The following is a 20519-nucleotide window of genomic DNA, read 5'->3' on the forward strand; positions in this document are numbered from 1 at the left end:
CGCCTCCTTTGCTGTCACGCAGGTAAACGTTAAGCCGACGAATCGAATGCAACAAGAAAAAATTGAAATTTCTAAAAATTTCGAGATTCTTGCGATAATTCGAAAATAAGGTTAGGACGCTACTTGGACAAAACTTTAAGGTGCATGCCGGGATGAACGAAGAAATAGATATTTATCAAGACCTTAAGATGCGCCTGATCTCTAATGGATTCGAGCATGGAGCCAAGGTGCGGGCCGAAGAACTACGTAAAGTGTATGGCTGTTCCGCAAGTGCGGTTCGTGAAGTCCTTTTTCGTTTGGCCGCTGTTGGTCTGGTGGACTTTCAGGAACAAAAAGGTTTTCGCGTACCAAAGCGTTCACCGCAGAAGCTTATCGAATTGACGCATGTCCGTGTTCTGTTGGAGGCCGAAGGCACCGCAATGTCGATCCGAAATGGCGGGGTGGATTGGGAAGCAAGACTGACGGCTGCACATCACAAACTCAGCCATATCGAAAAACGCATTCACGCCACGGACGACCCAAGCGACCTTGTCGAGATCTGGTTTGCCTCGGAAAAGGAGTTTCACCAGACGCTTATTTCTGCCTGTGGCTCGGAAACCTTAAAACAATTGCATAGCCGGATTTACGCGCAATTCAGACAACAGTTGATGGTGGCAGACCGGAACTTTGAGTTCATTTCTCAGAACATAAGGCATCATGCAGATATACTTGAAGCGGCATTATCAGGGGATGAGCAGTTAACACGGGAGAAAATCCACAATCATCTGAAACGCCATCTAACCGGAAAGACGATGGGCGACTAAGGCCGAAAATCGTCTTCCAAATAGACCTGAATGATTTCATCAAAACTTGATTCCGCCTCAAACCCCAGCTTCAGAGCGCGATCTGTTTGAAAGTCGCGCGGCCAATTCTTGACTATTCCTTCAATTGCCTTGTCCGGTTTTCGCCTGATTAGGCCAACAGCGTCTTGACCGGCGACATTGCGCAGAGCTTCGATTTGTTCGGCGACGGTGCAACTGACACCTGGCATGTTCAAGGCGCGTCGGTCATTCAAAAGCTGCGTGTCCAATGTTGCAGCGTGGGTCAAAAAAGTCGCAGCGGCGCGGGGGCTAGCGTGCCAGTGTCGAACAGTTTCGGCAACTGGCAAGACAGCCTCATCCCCATTCAATGGCTCGCGGATTATTCCTGAAAAGAAGGACGAAGCGGCAGCGTTGGCCTTGCCCGGGCGCACACACAATGTGGGTAAGCGCAAGGAAACACCGTCGATGTATCCTTTCCTGCTAAAATCCGTGATCATCAGTTCAGACGCCGCTTTCTGCGCTCCGTAACTGGTCAAAGGTGCCGAAAGGAACTCATCGCTTATCTTTTCAGGGAACGGTGACCCGAACACCGCTATGGATGAGGCAAAAACCAGGCGAGGAGTGTACTCCCTTCCTGATGCCTCGTGTTCATCCTTAAGTGCATTCAGCAGTGCCCACGTCGCCATAAGGTTTACATCCCAGCCCAACGCAAAGTCTGTCTCGGCTTGGCCAGAAACGATCGCTGCAAGATGGAAAATGACATCCGGTCGCTGCGCAGCAAAAGACTTAGCCATGCCTGACGCGGTCAAGTCCCCTACAATTTGATTACTTGCCGCACTATCGGGTGGGAACGAGAGATCGAACAGTGAAACTTGGGCATCCGCTCCAAAAGTTTCATGGGTCGAAATGCGATGGGCCAGTTTCTGACCCAGCATTCCTCCACCGCCTATGACAAGGATCCGCGTCATAACAATCCGTTCCGTTTTTTGAGTTCCAGATACAAAGCTGAATGATCCAGTTCGGCCCCATCCATTTCGTCTATCAGATATTCGAAACGGTCGCGCACAGATTGGGTGCTAGGTAGCTCAACGCCAAGGCTTCGCGCTTCCTCCAGCGTGTTGTCCAAATCCTTTAACTGAAACTTGGACAAACCTCCGGGTACAAAATTTCCGTCAGACATGCGTTCGCCATGTTGTTGCAAGATAATGCTATCAGCAAATCCCCCCTTCAGTGCGGCCCTCAACGCGGCAGGGTGAGCCCCGCCTCGCTGAGCCAGTAAAGTCGCTTCGGCGACAGCCGATATAGTCACAGCGACAATCGTCTGATTGGCCAATTTGCACAATTGACCAGAACCACTTGGGCCTACATGCACAGGGCGGCCCATTGCTGACAGAACTGGTCGCACGCGCTCCATAACGTCCTGATCACCACCGACCATGATCGCAAGCGTGGCAGCTTCGGCACCTTTGGTGCCGCCGGAAACCGGGGCATCCAGATGCTGCAACCCCATCGAAGACAATTGCGCGGATTGTTCTCGGGCGTGTTCGGGTTTGGCGCTGGACATATCAATCCAGATCATTCCGGGTTTGAGTTGTTTGCGGAAAGCCTCGTCAGAAAGTAGCGCGCCGGTCGCGTATCCGTCCGACAGCATCGTTACAATTACGTCTGCACCTGAAACCGCCAGCGGGGCAGTTTCCGCCAATGTCGCGCCTTCCGCCGTCAACGGTTTTGCCTTATCCAAGCTGCGGTTCCATACAGTTAGCGGAATTTCGGCGCGCAAAATATTCCTCGCCATAGGAGCGCCCATCAAGCCGGTTCCCAATAGAGCTACTTTGAACTGCTTGCTCATAATCCTCTGTCCTTCCGAAGGTGCGCCACGCATGGTTATGGCCAAACCAAAATCTCTGTCATACGCTAACGGCTCTGGGCCCACATGCCAGAAGTCGTTGCAAATCCACCAAGGTTTCTTTGCTTCTCGGTTGATCTGTGGGACGAAGCAACACTTGTCCAGTCGCCACTTTTAGGGTCGAAAAATATATATGTCAGAGAGACTTAAGAGAAAAAACGTCCTGGTTACAGCTGCCGCACAAGGGATCGGACTTGCAAGCGCAATTGCGATGGCAAGAGAGGGTGCGAAAGTCTATGCGACGGATATTAACCCTGAAAAACTAAATTTGATTCGCGATCGGAATCTCGAAAATCTCGAAATTTTCGAGATGGATGTGACAAATAATGACAGTATTCATTATGGGGTCGCGCGAGCGAAGCCGGATGTTTTGTTCAACTGCGCCGGGTTCGTGCATCACGGAACTATTCTGGATGCAACCGACGAAGAATGGGACTTCGCCATGGACCTGAATGTGCGCTCAATGGTGCGCACAACAAAGGCTGTATTGCCGGGGATGCTAGAGCGCGGAGGAGGCTCGATTATCAACATGTCTTCCGCACTGGGTTCCATAATCGGTGCGCCAAATCGTTTTGTATATGGAACGACTAAGGCTGCCGTTGTTGGGCTGACGAAATCGGTAGCCGTGGACTTCATAACACAAGGAATTCGGTGCAATTGCATTTGCCCGGGAACAGTCGACAGTCCCAGTTGGCGTGACCGTGTAGATGCGTTGGGCGAGCAACTGGGCAGCAGAGAAGAAGCCCTTGCACAATTTGTGGCGCGTCAGCCCATGGGGCGTGTAGCGAAGGCAGAAGAGATTGCTGCATTGGTCGTCTATCTGGCGAGCGATGAAAGTGCATTCACCACGGGACACACGCACATAATTGATGGGGGGTGGTCAGGCCAATGACTAAAATATCAAAAAATGATCTGCGATCTCGCAAGTGGTTCATGAATTCTGAGAACCTTGAGATGACGGCATTGTATCTTGAGAGATACCTGAATTACGGATTGACCCGCGCAGAACTGCAATCGGGCAAGCCGATCATTGGGATTGCTCAGACCGGGAGTGATTTGAGCCCCTGCAACCGGCATCATATCGAGTTGTCCAAACGCGTTCGCGACGGGATCATCGCCGCCGGGGGAACGTGCATCGAAATACCGGTCCACCCGATACAAGAGACCGGTAAACGGCCAACGGCCTCTCTCGACCGCAATCTGGCTTATCTGTCCCTGGTTGAGAGTCTATTCGGGTATCCGATTGATGGCGTTGTTCTGAACATTGGTTGCGACAAGACCACGCCCGCACTTCTTATGGCCGCTGCGACCGTCAACATCCCAGCGATTGCCCTGTCGGTCGGCCCAATGCTCAACGGCTGGTGGAAAGGTGAGCGCGCAGGATCAGGAACGGTTATTTGGAAAGCGCGCGAAGACCTTGCGGCTGATGAAATCGACACCGATGAGTTCATGGAGATCGCAGCCGCCGCGGCACCTTCGGTGGGTTATTGCAATACGATGGGAACAGCAACGACCATGAATTCGCTTGCTGAAGCCTTGGGTATGCAATTGCCAGGATCAGCAGCCATACCAGCCCCGTACAGAGAGCGCGGTCAAATCAGCTATGAAACGGGTAAACGCATTGTGGACATGGTCTGGGAGGATTTACGCCCTAGTGATGTGGTGACACGTCAGGCTTTTGAGAATGCGATTGTCATAAACTCGGCGATCGGTGGATCGACGAACGCGCCGATACACCTGAATGCGATCGCCCGGCATCTTGGTGTTCCATTGAACAACGATGATTGGCAGAAACTTGGCCACGACGTTCCTCTGTTGGTTAACATGCAGCCTGCGGGTAAATATCTGGGCGAAGATTACCAACAGGCTGGGGGTGTTCCCGCCGTTGTCGGAGAGCTTCTTGATGCTGGATTGCTGCCGCATCCCGATGCGATAACGGTGAACGGTAAGACGATAGGCAAAAATTGCTCGACGCGCCGGTCTCAGAATGGCGACGTGATCAAGCCTGTCAGTAGCCCGGTTAAGCCACAGGCGGGGTTCATCAATCTCTCGGGCAACTTGTTCGAGAGTGCGATTATGAAGACATCTGTGATTTCGCAGGCATTTCGAGAGACCTACTTGTCGAACCCGGATGATCCTAATGCATTTGAGGGCAGGGCGGTTGTGTTTGATGGGCCCGAGGATTTTCACCATCGGATCGATGATCCCGCCGAAAAAATCGATGCAAACTGTATTCTGATTATGCGCGGAGCAGGACCAAAAGGTTACCCGGGTGCCGCAGAGGTCGTGAACATGCGTCCGCCTGCATATTTGTTGAAACAAGGCATCGAAGCCCTTCCTTGCATCGGTGATGGCCGGCAATCCGGCACCTCAGGAAGCCCGTCTATCCTGAATGCTTCACCAGAAGCTGCAGAGGGCGGTGGGTTGGCCTTGGTGCGAACTGGCGACCGACTGCGCATCGATCTTGGCAAAGGCACAGCAGATATGCTGGTTTCGCTTGAAGAACTGCATGAACGCGCCCGCGATCTGGAGGCAAAGGGTGGGTATACAATGCCGCCCAACCAATCCCCGTGGCAGGAAATATTCCGCGAAAAAGTAGATCGGTTGGATCGCGGTATGACGCTCAAGGGTGCCGAAAACTACCGCGATATCGCGCGAGGCTTCATGCCACGCGACAATCACTAAAAGGAACAGAAATGAAACTTGTTCGTTACGGAGCCGAGGGCTCGGAAAAGCCTGCTTTGGTCGATTCCCAGGGTCAATTGCGGGATTTGTCCGCCCACATCAATGATGTTACGGGCGATGTTCTGGATGACGGAACGCTTGATAATCTGCGCTCATTGGATCCAAATAACCTGCCAATTGTCGAGGGGGATCCTCGTATTGCACCGTGTGTCGGCGGCATCGGAAAATTTCTTTGCATCGGTTTGAATTACTCGGACCATGCCGCAGAAACCGGCGCAGATATTCCAGAGCATCCGATACTTTTTTTCAAGGCAAACTCAGCCGTCATTGGTGCCTATGATGATGTTGTCATGCCGCGCGGATCTACTCACACCGACTGGGAATGCGAACTGGGCGTCGTCATCGGCAAAACGGCCAAATACGTGTCCAAGGCTGATGCGCTCGAACACGTTGCGGGCTATTGTATCGTGAACGATGTGTCAGAACGGCATTTTCAGACTCAACTGACCGGTCAATGGACCAAAGGCAAGTCTTGCGACACATTTGGCCCCACAGGTCCTTGGCTAGTGACCCGGGATGAGGTGCCGGATCCTCAAAGTCTTGGTATGTCACTGGATGTAAACGATCAGCGCATGCAAACCGGGAATACTTCTACGATGATCTTTTCCGTTGCCGAGATCATTGAACATCTAAGCCAACTATTCACACTGCATCCCGGCGACGTCATTTCAACTGGAACACCGCCCGGCGTCGGAATGGGGATCAAACCGGAACCAGTTTACCTGAAAAAAGGCGACGTCATGGAGCTTCGCATCGATGGGCTTGGTGTTCAGCGGCAAACGGTCGGCCAAGATGATTGACTTATTGCAAATCGGCGGGATCACTGAACGGATGCGAGAACGTCTGTCCGCAGCGTTCGACATTCATCAATTGGACGATTTCAACGCGGATAGTATTACGCATATCGTAACGAACGGGCACGATGGTGTTCCGCATGACCTAATGACATCACTCAGTAATCTGAAGATGATCAGTGTCTATGGGGTCGGTTACGACGCCGTCGACGCAAATGCCGCGGCTGAGCGTGGAATTGTTGTGACGCACACACCCGATGTTTTGAACAAAGAAGTCGCAACCACCGCCGTTCTGCTATTGCTGTCATGTTACCGAGAGCTTCTACGTGACGACAATTACGTTCGGTCCGGACGGTGGGAGGTTGAAGGCAATGCCCCTTTGACCCGATCAGCAGACAATCAAAAGATAGGCATTCTTGGTCTTGGTCGCATTGGTCAGGCGATCGTTGATAAGTTAGAGCCGTGGGCCCCCGAAATCTCCTATCACACCCGCAATCAAAAGGATGTCCCGTACCGCTATTTCGACAATTTGGTTGAAATGGCTGAACATGTTGACGTCCTCATATGCATCACGCCCGGCGGTCAGTCGACCAATAGGCTGGTCAACGCTGAGGTGCTTCGCGCGTTGGGGGCGGGCGGCACTCTGATAAACGTTAGTCGAGGTTCGGTCATCGACGAAACTGCCCTTATCAACGCATTGCAAAACGGTGAGCTTGGGTGGGCGGGGCTTGATGTTTTCGAGGACGAACCGCGTGTTCCAAAAGCGTTGCGCGAGATGTCCAATGTCGTTCTGCTACCTCACGCTGGTAGCGCGACTATTGAGACGCGTGCAGCTATGGGTGACCTAACCGTCGACAATCTTCTGCAACACCTTAAGGACGGATCGGTGATCACAGCTGTGCCAGAATGCAGAGATCTGTAAAAGGCCAATCTGAAGAGTGTTTGAGTTTGCTGTCGCGGTTTTCTTTCTGCTGATTACGCCGGGCCCAGGCGTTCTAACAACTGCGGGTATTGGATCAGCATTTGGTTTTCGAGCTGGGCTCGCCTTCGTGGCTGGTTTGATGCTGGGCGGGTTCATCAACATGATGTTGGTTGTCTCTGGAGTCGCTGCGGTAGCTTTGGCTATACCGGCGCTCAGAACTTTGCTGCTATTCGCCTCAGTCGGGTATTTGGTATTTCTGGCCTGGCGAATTGCCAGCGCTGGCTCAAAGGTCGGGTTTTCTCCAGCGGTTTCGCCACTTGGTTTTGCGAATGGGCTGACACTTCAGTTCATTAATCCCAAGGCTTACGTGGTCAGCACAGCATTGTTTTCAGGGTTTGCTTTTTTGCCCGATGCGCCTGTTTGGGAGGTCGTCATAAAAATAATTGTTTTCAATATGATATGGGTGCCAGTGCACATGATCTGGCTGGGTGCTGGCGCAAAACTGGGCAGCCTTGATATAAGCCAAAGATCGCATCGAAGGATCAACTTTGCGATGGCGGCTTCCTTGATTGTTGTTGTGGTGATTGCTTTAGCGTCGGCGCTGTAAACGATATCTACGGTCAGTCGCATTTAGCAGAGGATTGAAAGCCACAAATCAAAGTGACGCCGTTATTCCACCATCGACATAGAGAGTATGTCCATTGACGAAACTGGATGCAGGGGACGCAAGGAATATGGCGGCACCGACAAGTTCTTCTACATTTCCCCAGCGACCGGCTGGAGTACGTTTCTCGAGCCATGCACTAAACGCTGGGTCGGCAACCAAGGCGGCGTTCAAAGGTGTATCGAAATATCCGGGCGCAATGGCATTGCAGTTCAGACCATACTTGGCCCAATCAGTTGCCATTCCTTTTGTAAGGTTGGTCACGGCACCTTTTGTCGCCGTGTAAGGCGCAATACCCGGTCTTGCCAATGCGGATTGAACCGACGCAATGTTAATGATCTTGCCAGACTTTCTTTCAATCATGTGTCGTGCCACTGCCTGACCGACATGAAAGACGGACGCGACATTTGTCTGTAGTAGGCGCTCGAAGGCATCAGCGGGGAAATCCTGTAACTCCGTCCTGTGTTGCATTCCGGCGTTGTTTATCAGGATGTCTATCGGGCCGACCTTTTCTTCAAAGTCGTCCACAGCAGACCGGACGCCTTCATGATCGGTCGCATCGAACGAAAGTTTGCGTACCGAGGCGCCTGTTTCACTGAGTTCGGAGGCTGCCGCCGCCAGTTTTGTGGTGTCGCGCCCGTTTAACACGACCCGCGCACCGGCAGCGGCCAAACCTCGCGCCAGTGCAAATCCAATTCCCTGACTGGAGCCTGTTATCAGCGCCCGAGTTCCACTTAGGCTGAACATTTCAAGCGTCATGCAAAAATCCCTTGGTTGTCGGCACCGACTATCCGTATCTTTTGGCGATGTGTATAGGGAGTCTGGGCAATGTCTTCGACCAGTGTTGCTGTTGTTATCCATGCTGCGAAAGATCTGAGGTTGGAAAACCGGGATGTACGCGACCTGGGACAAGACGAAGTTTTAATTGCATTGCGTGTGGGTGGGATTTGCGGCTCTGACCTGCATTATTACAACCACGGTGGCTTCGGCGCCATCAAGTTGCTTCAACCGATGGTGCTTGGACACGAAGTGTCCGGGGAAATCGTAGAATTCGGGTCAAGTGTGCAGGGGCTTAACCTAGGTCAATTGGTTGCAGTTTCTCCATCCCGCCCCTGCCAAGCCTGCTACTATTGTCTGAACGGGCAGCAAAACCATTGTCTTGATATGAAATTCTATGGCAGCGCAATGCCGTTCCCGCATATCCAAGGCGCTTTTCGGAGCAAACTCGTGGCGAAAGCCAGTCAATGTGTTCCGGCAGACGGGTTGAGCCCTGCACAGGCCGCTATGGCAGAACCGCTGGCGGTTTGTTTGCACGCGATTAAACAAGCCGGGAGCCTCTTAGGTAAAACGGTACTTATCACGGGATGCGGTCCAATCGGCTGCCTCACGATCTTGGCGGCGCGTCGTTCTGGGGCGGCCAGAATAGTGGCGACGGATATCTCGGACCAGACCCTCGCTCTGGCGCGTGAATGCGGGGCAGACGATGTCATCAACACCTACACCGATCCGCAAAAACTGGAGCAGTTTGAAAACGACAAGGGTCAGGTTGATGTACAACTTGAGTGTTCTGGGGCTCAATCGGCTCTGGCTTCTGGCGTCGCATGCTTGCGCCCGGGTGGAACATTGGTTCAGCTTGGTCTCGGCGGAGACATGACAGTGCCGATGCAGGCGTTGACTGCAAAAGAGATTGTACTTCGCGGGTCTTTCCGTTTCCATTCCGAGTTCTCAGTCGCGGTCGAGATGATGCGAAGCGGACTAATAAATGTAGACCAGTTGGTGACGCATTCCTTCGAGGTTGGCGAGGCCATCACCGCTTTCGAGGTCGCGTCTGATCGAACCCAATCAATGAAGGTGCAGTTAACTTTTCCGGATAATGACAATGGATAAACGAACGCGTGATATTGCAAAGACTTATGAACGAGATGGTTTCGTAGCTCCGCTGGATATCCTGACAGCTTCTGAGATCCAAACGCTGCGTGATGATTTTGAGAAAGCAGAGCGCATTCTCAGAGACGACCCAGAGAAACTCAAGCATCTATATTCGTATCCGGACAGGCTGATACCATCATTCGATGCACTTCTTCGCCATCCGAAGCTGATTGAGGCTGCTTCAACGGTATTGGGGCCGGACCTCATGGTTTGGAGCGGTGCACTTTTCGTTAAAGAAGCGCGATCATCGAAGATAGTCTCGTGGCACCAAGACTTGACCTATTGGGGATTGGATGATGCTGAAGAGGTTACGTGCTGGGTTGCGATTTCAGAAGCGTCTGAGCAAAGCGGGTGTATGAAGTTTGTTCCCGGCAGCCACAAAAGCCGTATCGTGCCTCACGTGGACACCTTCAGCGAAAACAATCTGTTGTCACGTGGGCAGGAAATCGCAGTCGAGGTGAACGAACAAGATGCAGTCGCTGCCGAATTGCGTGCTGGGCAGGCGTCCATGCATCACGGGCATCTTTTCCACGCATCGGGACCCAATAACACTGACGACAGACGCATTGGCGCGGCGTTGCGTTTCATAAAACCCTCAATGAAACAGAAAAACGGCGTGAAAACTTTGGTTGCGCTAGTCGCAGGGCGAGATGATTTTGGGCATTTCTTAGTTGCGCCTTCCCCTCGGGGCTTTTTGCATGAGTGCGATTTCGATTTGTGTCAAAGGGATGCAGACCGCAAGAAACAAATACTTTTCGCCGGAGTGCAGTGATTTCCTTCGCAAGCTCTGAACCATTATTACACCAACCCCAAAGCAGACCTGAATTGCGAGAACAGGTGGACATCTAAAAGGGTCTTGTCAGAAGAACTCGGGTTGAAACGGGTAGGGGCTTTCGAAGCCTCCACCTATGACCAACTCAAGCCCATTCAAGGAATTCAAGACCAATCCCAGGATCATTCGTCAGGCCGTGATACTGTACCTTCTGTTTCCTGTGCCTTTTACAATGTCGAAGACCTGATGAATGAGCGTAGGATAAACGAACACGCACAGTCGCTCTTGCCGGGCCGCGCGAACTTGGTGTGACAAAAAGGGCAGCTATACTGGCTTAGCAGAGACTGGTTCCAATTTGTCTTACAGCACCGCCATTTGTATCCGTTTCGCATCATTTCCATTCGACGATCTGGATTCATGCTGCAATTTTCGCGCGTTGCATAGCGTGATTCTGAGCACAGGTTGGTCTGATCACGTCCGACGAATGCCAAAAGAACTCCGGCGACGTGTAAGTGTCGGATCAATTGGGCCACTTATTCCTGCGGGCATTTTCCTTTTTGGCCAGCAAAGAGGGTGCCGCCATCCAGCACTTCTACGTAAACCCCCATATCCATATGGCCCAGATGGGTTCGAAGTAAGAACGGAATGTTCAAGTCTCGTAGGGCCGTCTCAGGATTCACCTCGGTAGCGGCGCATCTTTTCGTCCGCGAGAGTATCCGCAGCCTGACATCGCCAAACACAAAGGTGGAACCGACAGAGTTCAGCTCGGAAAACGGTGGCAATCCGTCAATTTCGATATTCGCCCGAAATCTGTCCGGGTGAATGTCTGTGCGCAACTTTCTGCTCAACGCATCAACAGAGCTTAAGTTGAGAACCGATATCGCATTCATCATCTTCGGTGAAACGACTGAAACATCCGTGAAACGATGCGGGTGCGAAGACACGAATCTAGGCGGTTCAGGATCCTGTAGTTCCAGCGTATCGTAGAGGAGTCTGGCGGCATCCGTTTTTCTTTGGGGCTCGCTCATGCGGAAGCAGTGGGTGCGGCCGTCCACATCAATTTCCAACTGCTGAGTTGTTGCGTCGAAACGTGTCCTGAGACCCGCAAGCCCAGCTTCTTTCAGCAAAACAACAAAGCGGTCTTTAGGAAGTGGCTTTGGGTCAGTCGGGTCAAAGCCGGAGTTGTAGCGAGCAAAGCCGAAAAGGCGGTCACCAGGTACACCCTCACCCGCGCTCAGGTTGACTGTGTTCAGCGGCTCCGGACTCAGACCCTTGATAGGGTAACGCTTCATTCTGACAATGGTGAGTTCGCTCATGCGTTGGTTTCCGATCCGTCGTGTATAGCCGAATTTGGCTCGTCTTGCGTCTTCTGGTCCATCGATTTCCGCGCGTTCGGGCGGGGGGCGGAAAGCCGAAAATCCAGCAATGCAAGGCCTTTGAGAACTGGCTATCCAAAGCTGCCAGCAGGTCAGTTTCAAAGAACTGTTTTGAGACTATCGGTTTTTCCTGTGGATTGTTGGAAAGTATGCGGAAGGAAATGGTGCAGCGTAAATTGTTCAAAAACAATGAATTAGTAGCGTAAATTTAAGTTACATGGGACATTTTGAGGTACGAACCTCAAAATTATCTAGACTTGAGGTGCGTACCTCAAATAGCCTTGGAAGTATGCCGCGATTCGCACATCCTCGATTGACGGCGTTAAAAAGGGAGGAATGGATGACTTACACAAAACTGGCCTCGGCCAGCGCAATAGTCCTTGCCGCTACTACTCTTTCTACCAAGGCAAATGCTGAAGACCTGACACTGTGTTGGGCGGCATGGGACCCGGCCAACGCGCTGGTTGAGCTATCCAAAGAATTCGAGGCCGAGTCTGGCCACACAATGAACTTCGAGTTTGTGCCCTGGCCGAACTTTGCGGACCGCATGCTGAACGAGCTGAATTCCGGAGGGAAGCTTTGTGACCTGCTGATCGGGGACAGCCAATGGATTGGCGGCGGAGCTGAGAACGGTCACTATGTAAAGCTGAATGACTTCTTTGATGCTGAGGGCATCAGTATGGATGATTTCGCGCCGGCAACTGTGTACGCTTATTCGACTTGGCCAAAGGGCACGCCAAATTACTATGCGCTGCCTGCAATGGGTGATGCGAACGGTTGGTTCTATCGCAAGGACTGGTTCGAAGATCCCGATATCCAAGCCGCCTACAAAGAAGCAACCGGTCAAGATTTGCGTGAACCGGAATCCCAGAAAGAGCTGTTGCAGATTGCGCAATTTTTCCAAGGTCGCGAGATCGACGGAAAAACCGTTTACGGCGCTGCGATCTTTACCGAGCGCGGTTCGGAAGGGATAACAATGGGTGTGACGAGTGCGCTTTACCCTTGGGGGTTCAAGTATGAAAATACGCCGGGCTCGTATGACATGGAAGGCGCCGTGAATTCACCCGAAGCCGTCGAAGCGCTGGAATTCTACAAAGAGTTCTACAAAACAGCGACACCTCCGGGGTACACAAACTCTTACATGGGTGAAAGCTTGGACGCCTTTAAGTCAGGTCAGGTCGCCATGGCCATGAATTGGTTTGCATTCTTCCCGGGCCTCTATGCCGATCCCAATACCGGTGGCGACAAGATCGACTTCTTCGTGAACCCGCCGCAAAATCAGGCAGGTTCAACGTTGGGCGGGCAAGGGATTTCTGTCGTCAGCTATTCTGACAAACAGGATGCCGCGCTTGAGTACATCAAATGGTTCGCGCAACCCGAAGTTCAGGCCAAATGGTGGGAACTGGGCGGTTATTCAGCACATAATTCCGTGCTGGAAGACCCCGGCTTCGTGGACAGCCAACCCTTTGCCGGTGACTTTCTGGAAGCCATGTCAGGTGTGCAGGACTTCTGGCAGGAGCCTGCTTATGCGGAATTGTTGTTGGCCATGCAGAAACGTATCCATGACTACGTTGTCGCCGATCAAGGCACCGCCCAAGAAGCGCTTGATCTTTTGATCGAGGATTGGACCGAAGTCTTCGAAGACGAAGGCAAGCTTTAATCCGGAAGCAGGGCAGGAGCGGGTTCAAGCCCGCTCCACCATGACCCGTGTGTCCCAAACCGACAAGAACTGGCAAAGAAATGTCTGACCGGACCATAGATCGCGTTGCACAGGCAACGCCCACGCGAGTTGCGCGCAAAATCAGAGGGTTATCCGATCGAGCAATTGCTTGGATATTCATTTCCCCGACGATCTTCCTGCTGCTTGCAATCAACATTTTTCCGTTGATTTGGACAATCCAGCTTAGCTTTACCAACTACAAAGCCAATCGGATAGGGCGCGAGGTCAAGGATGTCGGGTTCAGGAATTACGAGCGTATCCTGACGGATTCCGACACCTGGTTGAATATGCAGGCGACGGCGCATTTTTTGTTCTGGACGATCTTTTTTCAGGTTCTGATTGGGTTCACCTTGGCGTGGCTAATCAACAAGAAGTTTAAGGGAAATGACCTTTGGACCACGATTATTGTCTTGCCAATGATGCTGTCCCCTGCTGTCGTCGGGAACTTTTGGAAGTTTCTCTATCAGCCTCAGATCGGCCTGTTCAACTATATCGTTTCGTGGTTCACCGGCAAAGACCCGTCAAGTTTTGAGATGCTGGGTTCTGTGACGTTGGCGCCCTGGGCCATCGTCATCGTCGACACTTGGATGTGGACGCCGTTTGTGATGCTGATCTGCCTGGCCGGGCTGCGCAGTATTCCCGATTACATCTACGAGGCGGCCGAGATCGACAGGGCCAGCAAGCTGCGGCAGTTCTTTACGATTACGATCCCGATGGTGCTGCCATTCCTGATGCTGGCGGTGCTGTTTCGAGGGATCGAGAACTTCAAAATGTTTGATCTGGTGGTGCAGTTGACCGGCGGTGGGCCGGGGTCCGTTACGGAACTCACTTCGATCAATCTCAAGCGGGAGGCTTTTGAAAAGTGGCGTACGGGCTACGCGTCAGCCTATGCGATCATCCTTTTCGTCACCGTGTTCGGCCTTGCGTCGATCTACGTCAAAGCCCTGAACAAGGTGAAACAGAGATGAGTAGCTTTTCCGTCACTGAACCTTCGAACCGGTCCAAATGGATCGCAGGAATCCTGGTCATCACTTATGCGCTGATCACGATGATCCCGCTGGTGTGGATTTTGCTGACCGGGTTCAAATCCCCCGCCGACGCGATCAGCTACCCGCCCAAAGTGGTCTTTGACCCAACGCTCGAAGGTTACGTCAATCTTTTCACCACGCGCACCAGGCAGACGCAGGAGTTTCTGGAAGCCAACCCGCCGCAGAACTGGGCCGATGAGATCGTCCGCCAATATGACATGGTGATCGTTGGGCCCTCCAAGTTCGGCGAGCGTTTCATGAATTCGGTCATCATCGGATTTGGCTCCACGTTCTTGAGTATCTTCCTCGGCACGCTGGCCGCCTATGCGTTCAGCAGGTTCAAGGTACCGCTCAAAGACGACCTTCTGTTCTTCATTCTTAGTACAAGGATGATGCCTCCGGTTGCTGTCGCCATCCCGATCTTCCTGATGTTCAGAAACCTTGGGCTGAGCGACACGCATCTGGGGATGATCCTCCTGTATACGGGCGTGAATATCTCCCTGGCGGTTTGGTTGCTGAAGGGTTTCATCGACGAAATTCCAAGAGAGTACGAGGAAGCCGCCCTCATAGATGGCTACACGAGGTTTCAGGCCTTTTACAAAGTGGTGCTGCCGCAAGCCGCCACAGGCATTGCGTCAACTGCGATCTTCTGCCTGATCTTCGCATGGAATGAATATGCTTTCGCCGTGCTGCTGACTTCGGCCAACGCGCAGACAGCGCCCCCGTTCATCCCCACCATCATCGGTATTGGCGGTCTGGATTGGCCTGCGGTTGCGGCCGGTGCGACGATCTTCCTGATCCCCGTCATGATTTTCACCATCCTGATGCGCAAACACCTGCTGCGCGGGATCACATTCGGAGCCGTACGCAAATGAGCGAGTTTCTTACCGGATTGATGCGGCTCCGCCGCGGCCCGTGGGAGATGGTCGCCACCATCCTGATCGCACTAGGTGTCTTCATGCTGATGCAGCCCTTTGTCCTTTGGGCGTTCACCTATTCCTTCATCGTCACGCTGATCGGAACCGTCATGTTCATCATCGCCAGCCATTTTCCGGAGTAGAAATGGCCCAGATCATAGTCAAAAACGTAAAGAAGATGTTCGGCGATTTCACTGCTGTGCGCGAAAGCTCTTTTACAATTGAGGACGGTGAGTTCTTCATGCTGCTTGGGCCGTCGGGATGTGGAAAGACGACAACGCTCAGGATGATTGCGGGGTTGGAGCTTCCGACTTCCGGCGAAATCTATCTGGATGGTGAGGAAATAAGCCAAAAGCCGCCTTCAGAACGTGACATAGCGTTCGTTTTCCAGATGTTTGCGCTGTATCCGCACATGAACGTTCGCAAGAACATCAGCTATCCACTGATTTCACAAGGCATGTCACGCGCAGCTGTCAAAGCCAAAGTTGAAGAAGTTGCCGGAATTCTGGGGATAACTGACATTCTGGAAAGCCCGGTGGGGGGGCTTTCGGGTGGCGACAGGCAGCGCGTGGCACTTGGGCGGGCGATCGTTCGCGAGCCCAAGGCGTTCATGATGGACGAACCTCTCGGCGCTTTGGACGCCGAATTTCGCGAGCACATGGCTGAAGAGTTGCGCGCGCTTCACGATCGCATGGGAGCGACAACGGTTTACGTCACACATGATCAGTTGGAAGCCATGCAAATGGGCGACAAGATCGTTGTGATGAATAACGCTGTGATCGAGCAATTCGGGACACCCCAGGAAATCTACGACAAACCAGCTACGATGTTCGTTGCGGATTTCATAGGATCTCCGTCAATGAACTTCTTGCCGTTTCAGGGAAAAGTGGCACCCGGCTCTGAAAGGGTCAGGCTGAACGGCCATGACGAAGCGGTCCCGAAGCTGATGGAGGGGGCGGAAGGGGAACTGGTCTTCGGTGTCCGGCCGGAACATGTATTTTTGTCCGACGACAGTGACTATCGGGCCAAAGTTCTGGCAGCTGAATACCTGGGGACAACCCAGATCGTGACATTGCAAAGCCCGAACGGTGAGTTGAAGGCCCGCATCGGCGCAGGTGAAAAGGTTGCGCCGGGTGAAACCGTGGGATTGGATTTCCGTTCGACAACGGTGACTCTTTTTGAGCGCTCCACGGGCCGGGCGCTGAAATCCGCCCTGAACGAAGAGGTGCTGAGCAATGGCTGAAGTCATTTTGCAGAACATCTCGAAGTCATTCGGAACTGTTCAAGCCGTCGACGGTATCTCGATGACAATTCCCGATGGTGCCTTCGTCGTGCTTTTGGGTCCGACAGGTGCGGGAAAAACGACAACGCTTCGATTGATTTCCGGACTCGAGAAGATGGACTCGGGATCGGTACGCATCGCCGGCCGAGATGTTGGCCTGGAAACGCCTGCCCAACGCGATGTGGCGATGGTTTTTCAGCAATATTCGCTGTACCCGCATATGACGGTGCGCGAGAATTTGTCGTTTCCACTGCGTTCGCCGATCCTGAAAACTCCTGAGGATCAGATCACGCAGAAGGTGAACGAAGTCGCGGAAATCCTGCAAATCCCGCACAAGCTGGACAACAAGGCCACGGAATTGTCCGGCGGAGAGATGCAGCGTGTTTCGATTGGCCGCGCATTGGTGCGGGATCCCCAAATTTTCTTGATGGACGAGCCGCTCAGTTCACTGGATGCCAAGCTGAGAGCGGATCTGCGCGTTGAGCTCAAGAGAATTCAGGCCGACCTTGGGTCCACGCTTTTGTATGTGACTCATGATCAGGTTGAGGCCATGACAATGGCAACGCATATCGGAGTTCTGGAAGAGGGCAGGCTGGTTCAGTACGGCACGCCAAGGGACATCTATGAAAACCCGTGCAGTGTTTATGTTGCCAGTCGATTGGGTCTGCCGCGGATAAATATCCTTCCGTCGGAATTGTTCGGAGGAGATCACAAGGGCCCGCAGATTGGTCTTCGCCCGGAAAACATCATTGAAGGCGAAGGCAGTGATGCGCGCGTGATACGTGCCGAACACCTGGGTGACCAAACCCGACTTCATCTGGACTTGAATGGCCATCCGGTCGTGACGCTGATCGATGTCCATCAAGATTACCCCGCAGGTAAGACTATCAAAATTAGCCCACGAAACCCGTTGTATTTTGACGCGTCCGGCGCGCGCGTGAATTAAGGAGCAAAAGCATGGCCCAGTTCCTCAACACAAAAGAAACCCTCGTGACCGAGGCGATAGATGGTCTTCTTGCATCCTCAGGTGGGGCACTGACCAGATTGGATGGGTACCCTCATATCAAGGTTGTCTACAGATCGGATTGGGACAAATCGAAAGTCGCCCTGGTTTCGGGCGGAGGTTCCGGCCACGAACCTGCCCATGCCGGGTTTGTGGGCGCCGGAATGTTAACTGCGGCCGTATGCGGAGAGGTTTTCGCTTCCCCATCGGTAGAAGCTGTCCTGGCGGGCATTCTGGCCGTGACCGGTGAGGCGGGGTGTTTGCTGATCGTCAAGAATTATACTGGCGACCGGCTGAATTTTGGACTGGCGGCCGAGCGCGCCCGCGCATTGGGGCGCAAGGTGGAAATGGTGGTGGTCGATGATGACATCGCCCTTCCTGACCTTCCGCAACCGCGTGGCGTGGCAGGGACCTTGTTCGTGCACAAGATTGCCGGAGCATTGGCAGAACGTGGGGCTGATCTGGAAACTGTAACCAAGGCCGCTAAGAACGTAGTCGAGAAAGTAGTCAGTATCGGGATGAGTTTGGACACCTGCACCGTTCCGGGTTCCCCGAAAGAAGACAGGATTGCCCCCGGCAAAGCAGAGCTCGGGTTGGGTATTCACGGTGAGCCAGGTGTTGAGCAGGTGGAGTTCGCAAATGCCGTGACCGCAATGTCCACCGTCGTGGAAAAGTTGAAGCAGCGAGTGGGGGCGGGTGACTGCGTGGCGCTGTTAAACAACTTGGGGTCTACAACACCGCTTGAGATGTCTGTTTTGACGCACGCCTTGTCCGAAACCGGTATCGCGGGACATATTATCGGTCCGGCACCGATGATGACTTCGCTGGACATGCATGGATTTTCTGTGTCGATTCTGCCGGTTGATCCGAATGACTTGTTGGCGCTGGAAGAACCGGTCGAGTTGGCGGCATGGCCAGGGGTCAAAACGATAAAGTCGGTTCGAATTGCCCCTTTGCCAGATGGTTTGACCCCGATTGACCCCATCCCGTCGAACAATCCGGCGACCAAGGAAACAATAAATCGCTTGGCAGAGCTGCTGATCCAAGCCGAGAAAGACCTGAACGAATTGGACGCGAAATCCGGAGATGGAGATACAGGCAGTACCTTGGCGACAGCAGCCAGATCTTTGCAGGGAAGCCTGGATCGAATGCCTCTTGCGGACCTGACGCAATTGTTTCCCGCGCTGGGCAATGAGTTGAGCCAGACCATGGGGGGATCTTCCGGTGTGATCCTGGCGATCTTTTTCAATGCCGCCGGAGATGCCTGTGCCAGTGGCGCTTCCATATCAAAGTCTTTGGTCGAAGGTCTGAACCGGGTCAGCCAGGTAGGTGGGGCCAAAGTTGGCGACAGGACAATGATTGATGCTCTGGCACCTGCGCTTGAGGCGCTGCCTTCAGGGCTGGTGCAAGCCGCGAAAGCCGCGCGTGAAGGTGCTGACAAAACCGCAAATATTCACCGTGCCAAGGCAGGCCGTGCAGCCTATGTTCCCGAAGAAAATCTGATCGGACATAACGACCCGGGTGCAGAAGCTGTTGCATTGCTGTTCGAAGGCTTGGCACGGGAGATTGAGGGCTGAAAGACACGTGGAAGACCAAAAGCAAAAACTAGAATTGGTGAAAAAGCCAACCGTAAACGACATCGCGCGCGTTGCGGGTGTCAGTCTGGCGACTGTTGACCGGGTCTTGAACAGGCGTCCCGGTGTGCGGGCGGTGACCGTGCAGAAAGTGCAAAAGGCGATTGATGAACTTGGGTATGTGCGCGACACCGCTGCCGCCAACCTCGCGCGGAACCGTGTCTACAATTTCGTCTTTATTCTGCCGGATGCCGGCAATGAATTTGTCGAGGCCATATGCGATCAGATAGCTGAACAATCGCGCGATCAGTTCATCGAAAGAACACGGGTCACGATAAAAAAGGTCGCTCCGTTCGAGCCTCAGGACATAGTTAACATTCTGGATGGAGTCGACCACCTGAGCGTCGACGGGGTGGCCGTATTCGGGCCGGAAACGCCTTCGGTCCGCGACGCTGTGAAGAGGGTCAGGGATAAAGGCATTCCAGTGGTTGCATTGGTGTCGGACTTGCCAAGCTCGGACAGAGATCATTTTGTCGGGATCGATAACGTTTCGGCCGGGCGAACCGCAGCTCAGTTGATGGGGCGCTTTGTGCATCGTCCGGGTAAGGTTTTGGTTCTGACGGGTTCACGTTTGGCACGTGATCATCTGGAGCGGCGCCAGGGATTTGATCTTGTTGTCGCTGAAGAATTCCCTCATCTCGAAGTCGTGGCGTCTGTCGAGGGCAGGGATGACCCGGATCTGATCTACAAGATGATGCCTGGGATATTTGAGACCTACCCCGACCTGGTCGGAATATACTCTTCCGCCGCGGGCAATGCGGGTTTGGTCCAATTTCTGTCAGAGAGCAGGATCAGCAAGGATCTGGTCATTATCGCGCATGAACTCACGCCGCTTAGTCGTGATGCGCTTCGCCGTGGCACCTTTGACGCGCTGATCTCGCAGGACTCCGGGCATCTGGTGCGGTCCGCCGTGCGTCTGTTGCGTGCAACATCGGACAAAGTCCCGTTCAACAAATCACAGGAACGCATCCGCATCGACATCTATCTGAAGGAAAACTTGCCGCCATAGAGGCATTGGTTTCGGGGA

General features: G+C 53.1%; 20 protein-coding genes. 16 read left to right on the top strand and 4 right to left on the bottom strand.

Annotated features, from left to right (window positions below; all coding sequences use genetic code 11):
* The first annotated feature begins 152 nt into the window (after nucleotides 1–152).
* On the top strand, nucleotides 153–803 hold the full coding sequence (locus tag ACR0C6_RS02065; RefSeq protein ID WP_171231342.1) for a GntR family transcriptional regulator: 651 nt from the start codon (nucleotides 153–155) through the stop codon (nucleotides 801–803).
* On the opposite strand, the gene denD is transcribed toward ACR0C6_RS02065, so the two are convergent.
* Both denD and ACR0C6_RS02075 read right to left on the bottom strand, forming a co-directional pair.
* The gene (denD, locus tag ACR0C6_RS02070) at nucleotides 800–1768 is read right to left on the bottom strand and encodes a D-erythronate dehydrogenase (protein ID WP_480618082.1); all 969 of its coding nucleotides are present in this window, start codon (nucleotides 1766–1768) and stop codon (nucleotides 800–802) included. The genes ACR0C6_RS02065 and denD overlap by 4 nt on opposite strands.
* Nucleotides 1765–2649 carry an NAD(P)-dependent oxidoreductase gene (locus ACR0C6_RS02075; protein ID WP_171232015.1) on the bottom strand — a complete coding sequence of 295 codons (885 nt, stop codon included), beginning with the start codon at nucleotides 2647–2649 and terminating at the stop codon, nucleotides 1765–1767. Before ACR0C6_RS02075 ends, denD begins: the two co-directional genes overlap by 4 nt.
* A 190-nt stretch (nucleotides 2650–2839) precedes the next feature.
* On the opposite strand from ACR0C6_RS02075, the gene ACR0C6_RS02080 reads away from it, so the two are divergent.
* From ACR0C6_RS02080 to ACR0C6_RS02100, 5 genes are read left to right on the top strand one after another with little or no spacing between them, the layout of a single operon-like run.
* A complete protein-coding gene (locus ACR0C6_RS02080; RefSeq protein ID WP_480618083.1) occupies nucleotides 2840–3598 on the top strand; it encodes an SDR family oxidoreductase in 759 nt (252 codons plus the stop codon).
* Nucleotides 3595–5391, top strand: coding sequence for an IlvD/Edd family dehydratase (locus tag ACR0C6_RS02085; protein WP_480618084.1), 1797 nt, complete (start codon nucleotides 3595–3597; stop codon nucleotides 5389–5391). Before ACR0C6_RS02080 ends, ACR0C6_RS02085 begins: the two co-directional genes overlap by 4 nt.
* 11 nt (nucleotides 5392–5402) lie before the next feature.
* Nucleotides 5403–6251 (top strand): fumarylacetoacetate hydrolase family protein, encoded by an 849-nt coding sequence (locus ACR0C6_RS02090; protein ID WP_480618085.1) that lies wholly within the window; start codon nucleotides 5403–5405, stop codon nucleotides 6249–6251.
* Entirely contained in the window at nucleotides 6244–7167 is a 924-nt protein-coding gene (locus ACR0C6_RS02095; protein WP_480618086.1) for a 2-hydroxyacid dehydrogenase, read from the top strand. The genes ACR0C6_RS02090 and ACR0C6_RS02095 overlap by 8 nt, the downstream gene beginning before the upstream one ends.
* A gap of 16 nt (nucleotides 7168–7183) precedes the next feature.
* On the top strand, nucleotides 7184–7774 hold the full coding sequence (locus ACR0C6_RS02100) for a LysE family translocator (RefSeq protein ID WP_480618087.1): 591 nt from the start codon (nucleotides 7184–7186) through the stop codon (nucleotides 7772–7774).
* 48 nt (nucleotides 7775–7822) lie between these two features.
* Here the strand turns inward: ACR0C6_RS02100 and ACR0C6_RS02105 are convergent, their stop codons facing one another.
* Nucleotides 7823–8590, bottom strand: coding sequence for an SDR family oxidoreductase (locus ACR0C6_RS02105; protein WP_480618088.1), 768 nt, complete (start codon nucleotides 8588–8590; stop codon nucleotides 7823–7825).
* Between the two features lie 69 nt (nucleotides 8591–8659).
* Here ACR0C6_RS02105 and ACR0C6_RS02110 point away from each other — a divergent pair, with 69 nt between their 5' ends.
* Nucleotides 8660–9718 (top strand): L-idonate 5-dehydrogenase, encoded by a 1059-nt coding sequence (locus ACR0C6_RS02110; RefSeq protein ID WP_480618090.1) that lies wholly within the window; start codon nucleotides 8660–8662, stop codon nucleotides 9716–9718.
* Nucleotides 9711–10532 (top strand): phytanoyl-CoA dioxygenase family protein, encoded by an 822-nt coding sequence (locus ACR0C6_RS02115; protein WP_480618092.1) that lies wholly within the window; start codon nucleotides 9711–9713, stop codon nucleotides 10530–10532. Before ACR0C6_RS02110 ends, ACR0C6_RS02115 begins: the two co-directional genes overlap by 8 nt.
* A 533-nt stretch (nucleotides 10533–11065) precedes the next feature.
* Here ACR0C6_RS02115 and ACR0C6_RS02120 read toward each other — a convergent pair.
* Nucleotides 11066–11848 carry an MOSC domain-containing protein gene (locus tag ACR0C6_RS02120; RefSeq protein WP_480618094.1) on the bottom strand — a complete coding sequence of 261 codons (783 nt, stop codon included), beginning with the start codon at nucleotides 11846–11848 and terminating at the stop codon, nucleotides 11066–11068.
* 400 nt (nucleotides 11849–12248) lie between these two features.
* Between ACR0C6_RS02120 and ACR0C6_RS02125 the strand changes: the two genes are divergently transcribed.
* The 8 genes from ACR0C6_RS02125 (at nucleotide 12249) to ACR0C6_RS02160 (ending at nucleotide 20501) form a co-directional block, all read left to right on the top strand.
* Nucleotides 12249–13568 carry an ABC transporter substrate-binding protein gene (locus tag ACR0C6_RS02125; protein ID WP_480618095.1) on the top strand — a complete coding sequence of 440 codons (1320 nt, stop codon included), beginning with the start codon at nucleotides 12249–12251 and terminating at the stop codon, nucleotides 13566–13568.
* An 80-nt stretch (nucleotides 13569–13648) separates the two neighbouring features.
* On the top strand, nucleotides 13649–14596 hold the full coding sequence (locus ACR0C6_RS02130; protein WP_171115163.1) for a carbohydrate ABC transporter permease: 948 nt from the start codon (nucleotides 13649–13651) through the stop codon (nucleotides 14594–14596).
* Entirely contained in the window at nucleotides 14593–15531 is a 939-nt protein-coding gene (locus tag ACR0C6_RS02135; protein WP_152458516.1) for a carbohydrate ABC transporter permease, read from the top strand. Before ACR0C6_RS02130 ends, ACR0C6_RS02135 begins: the two co-directional genes overlap by 4 nt.
* Complete coding sequence (locus ACR0C6_RS02140) at nucleotides 15528–15716, top strand: hypothetical protein (RefSeq protein ID WP_480618096.1); 189 nt, start codon at nucleotides 15528–15530, stop codon at nucleotides 15714–15716. Before ACR0C6_RS02135 ends, ACR0C6_RS02140 begins: the two co-directional genes overlap by 4 nt.
* A gap of 2 nt (nucleotides 15717–15718) precedes the next feature.
* Complete coding sequence (locus ACR0C6_RS02145) at nucleotides 15719–16816, top strand: ABC transporter ATP-binding protein (protein ID WP_152458515.1); 1098 nt, start codon at nucleotides 15719–15721, stop codon at nucleotides 16814–16816.
* The gene (locus ACR0C6_RS02150; RefSeq protein WP_171115168.1) at nucleotides 16809–17801 is read left to right on the top strand and encodes an ABC transporter ATP-binding protein; all 993 of its coding nucleotides are present in this window, start codon (nucleotides 16809–16811) and stop codon (nucleotides 17799–17801) included. The genes ACR0C6_RS02145 and ACR0C6_RS02150 overlap by 8 nt, the downstream gene beginning before the upstream one ends.
* Before the next feature lie 11 nt (nucleotides 17802–17812).
* Nucleotides 17813–19435 carry a dihydroxyacetone kinase subunit DhaK gene (locus ACR0C6_RS02155; protein WP_480445571.1) on the top strand — a complete coding sequence of 541 codons (1623 nt, stop codon included), beginning with the start codon at nucleotides 17813–17815 and terminating at the stop codon, nucleotides 19433–19435.
* A 37-nt stretch (nucleotides 19436–19472) separates the two neighbouring features.
* A complete protein-coding gene (locus tag ACR0C6_RS02160; RefSeq protein WP_367397080.1) occupies nucleotides 19473–20501 on the top strand; it encodes a LacI family DNA-binding transcriptional regulator in 1029 nt (342 codons plus the stop codon).
* Nucleotides 20502–20519: the final 18 nt, after the last annotated feature.

This window comes from Ruegeria sp. AL12 (assembly GCF_056540885.1).

What these genes read in the sequence shown, in the direction of transcription:
- ACR0C6_RS02065 (WP_171231342.1), top strand. Translation starts at nt 153, where the DNA reads ATGAACGAAGAAATAGATATTTATCAAGACCTTAAGATGCGCCTGATC.
- denD (WP_480618082.1), bottom strand. Translation starts at nt 1,768, where the DNA reads ATGACGCGGATCCTTGTCATAGGCGGTGGAGGAATGCTGGGTCAGAAA.
- ACR0C6_RS02075 (WP_171232015.1), bottom strand. Translation starts at nt 2,649, where the DNA reads ATGAGCAAGCAGTTCAAAGTAGCTCTATTGGGAACCGGCTTGATGGGC.
- ACR0C6_RS02080 (WP_480618083.1), top strand. Translation starts at nt 2,840, where the DNA reads ATGTCAGAGAGACTTAAGAGAAAAAACGTCCTGGTTACAGCTGCCGCA.
- ACR0C6_RS02085 (WP_480618084.1), top strand. Translation starts at nt 3,595, where the DNA reads ATGACTAAAATATCAAAAAATGATCTGCGATCTCGCAAGTGGTTCATG.
- ACR0C6_RS02090 (WP_480618085.1), top strand. Translation starts at nt 5,403, where the DNA reads ATGAAACTTGTTCGTTACGGAGCCGAGGGCTCGGAAAAGCCTGCTTTG.
- ACR0C6_RS02095 (WP_480618086.1), top strand. Translation starts at nt 6,244, where the DNA reads ATGATTGACTTATTGCAAATCGGCGGGATCACTGAACGGATGCGAGAA.
- ACR0C6_RS02105 (WP_480618088.1), bottom strand. Translation starts at nt 8,590, where the DNA reads ATGACGCTTGAAATGTTCAGCCTAAGTGGAACTCGGGCGCTGATAACA.
- ACR0C6_RS02110 (WP_480618090.1), top strand. Translation starts at nt 8,660, where the DNA reads ATGTCTTCGACCAGTGTTGCTGTTGTTATCCATGCTGCGAAAGATCTG.
- ACR0C6_RS02115 (WP_480618092.1), top strand. Translation starts at nt 9,711, where the DNA reads ATGGATAAACGAACGCGTGATATTGCAAAGACTTATGAACGAGATGGT.
- ACR0C6_RS02120 (WP_480618094.1), bottom strand. Translation starts at nt 11,848, where the DNA reads ATGAGCGAACTCACCATTGTCAGAATGAAGCGTTACCCTATCAAGGGT.
- ACR0C6_RS02125 (WP_480618095.1), top strand. Translation starts at nt 12,249, where the DNA reads ATGACTTACACAAAACTGGCCTCGGCCAGCGCAATAGTCCTTGCCGCT.
- ACR0C6_RS02130 (WP_171115163.1), top strand. Translation starts at nt 13,649, where the DNA reads ATGTCTGACCGGACCATAGATCGCGTTGCACAGGCAACGCCCACGCGA.
- ACR0C6_RS02135 (WP_152458516.1), top strand. Translation starts at nt 14,593, where the DNA reads ATGAGTAGCTTTTCCGTCACTGAACCTTCGAACCGGTCCAAATGGATC.
- ACR0C6_RS02140 (WP_480618096.1), top strand. Translation starts at nt 15,528, where the DNA reads ATGAGCGAGTTTCTTACCGGATTGATGCGGCTCCGCCGCGGCCCGTGG.
- ACR0C6_RS02145 (WP_152458515.1), top strand. Translation starts at nt 15,719, where the DNA reads ATGGCCCAGATCATAGTCAAAAACGTAAAGAAGATGTTCGGCGATTTC.
- ACR0C6_RS02150 (WP_171115168.1), top strand. Translation starts at nt 16,809, where the DNA reads ATGGCTGAAGTCATTTTGCAGAACATCTCGAAGTCATTCGGAACTGTT.
- ACR0C6_RS02155 (WP_480445571.1), top strand. Translation starts at nt 17,813, where the DNA reads ATGGCCCAGTTCCTCAACACAAAAGAAACCCTCGTGACCGAGGCGATA.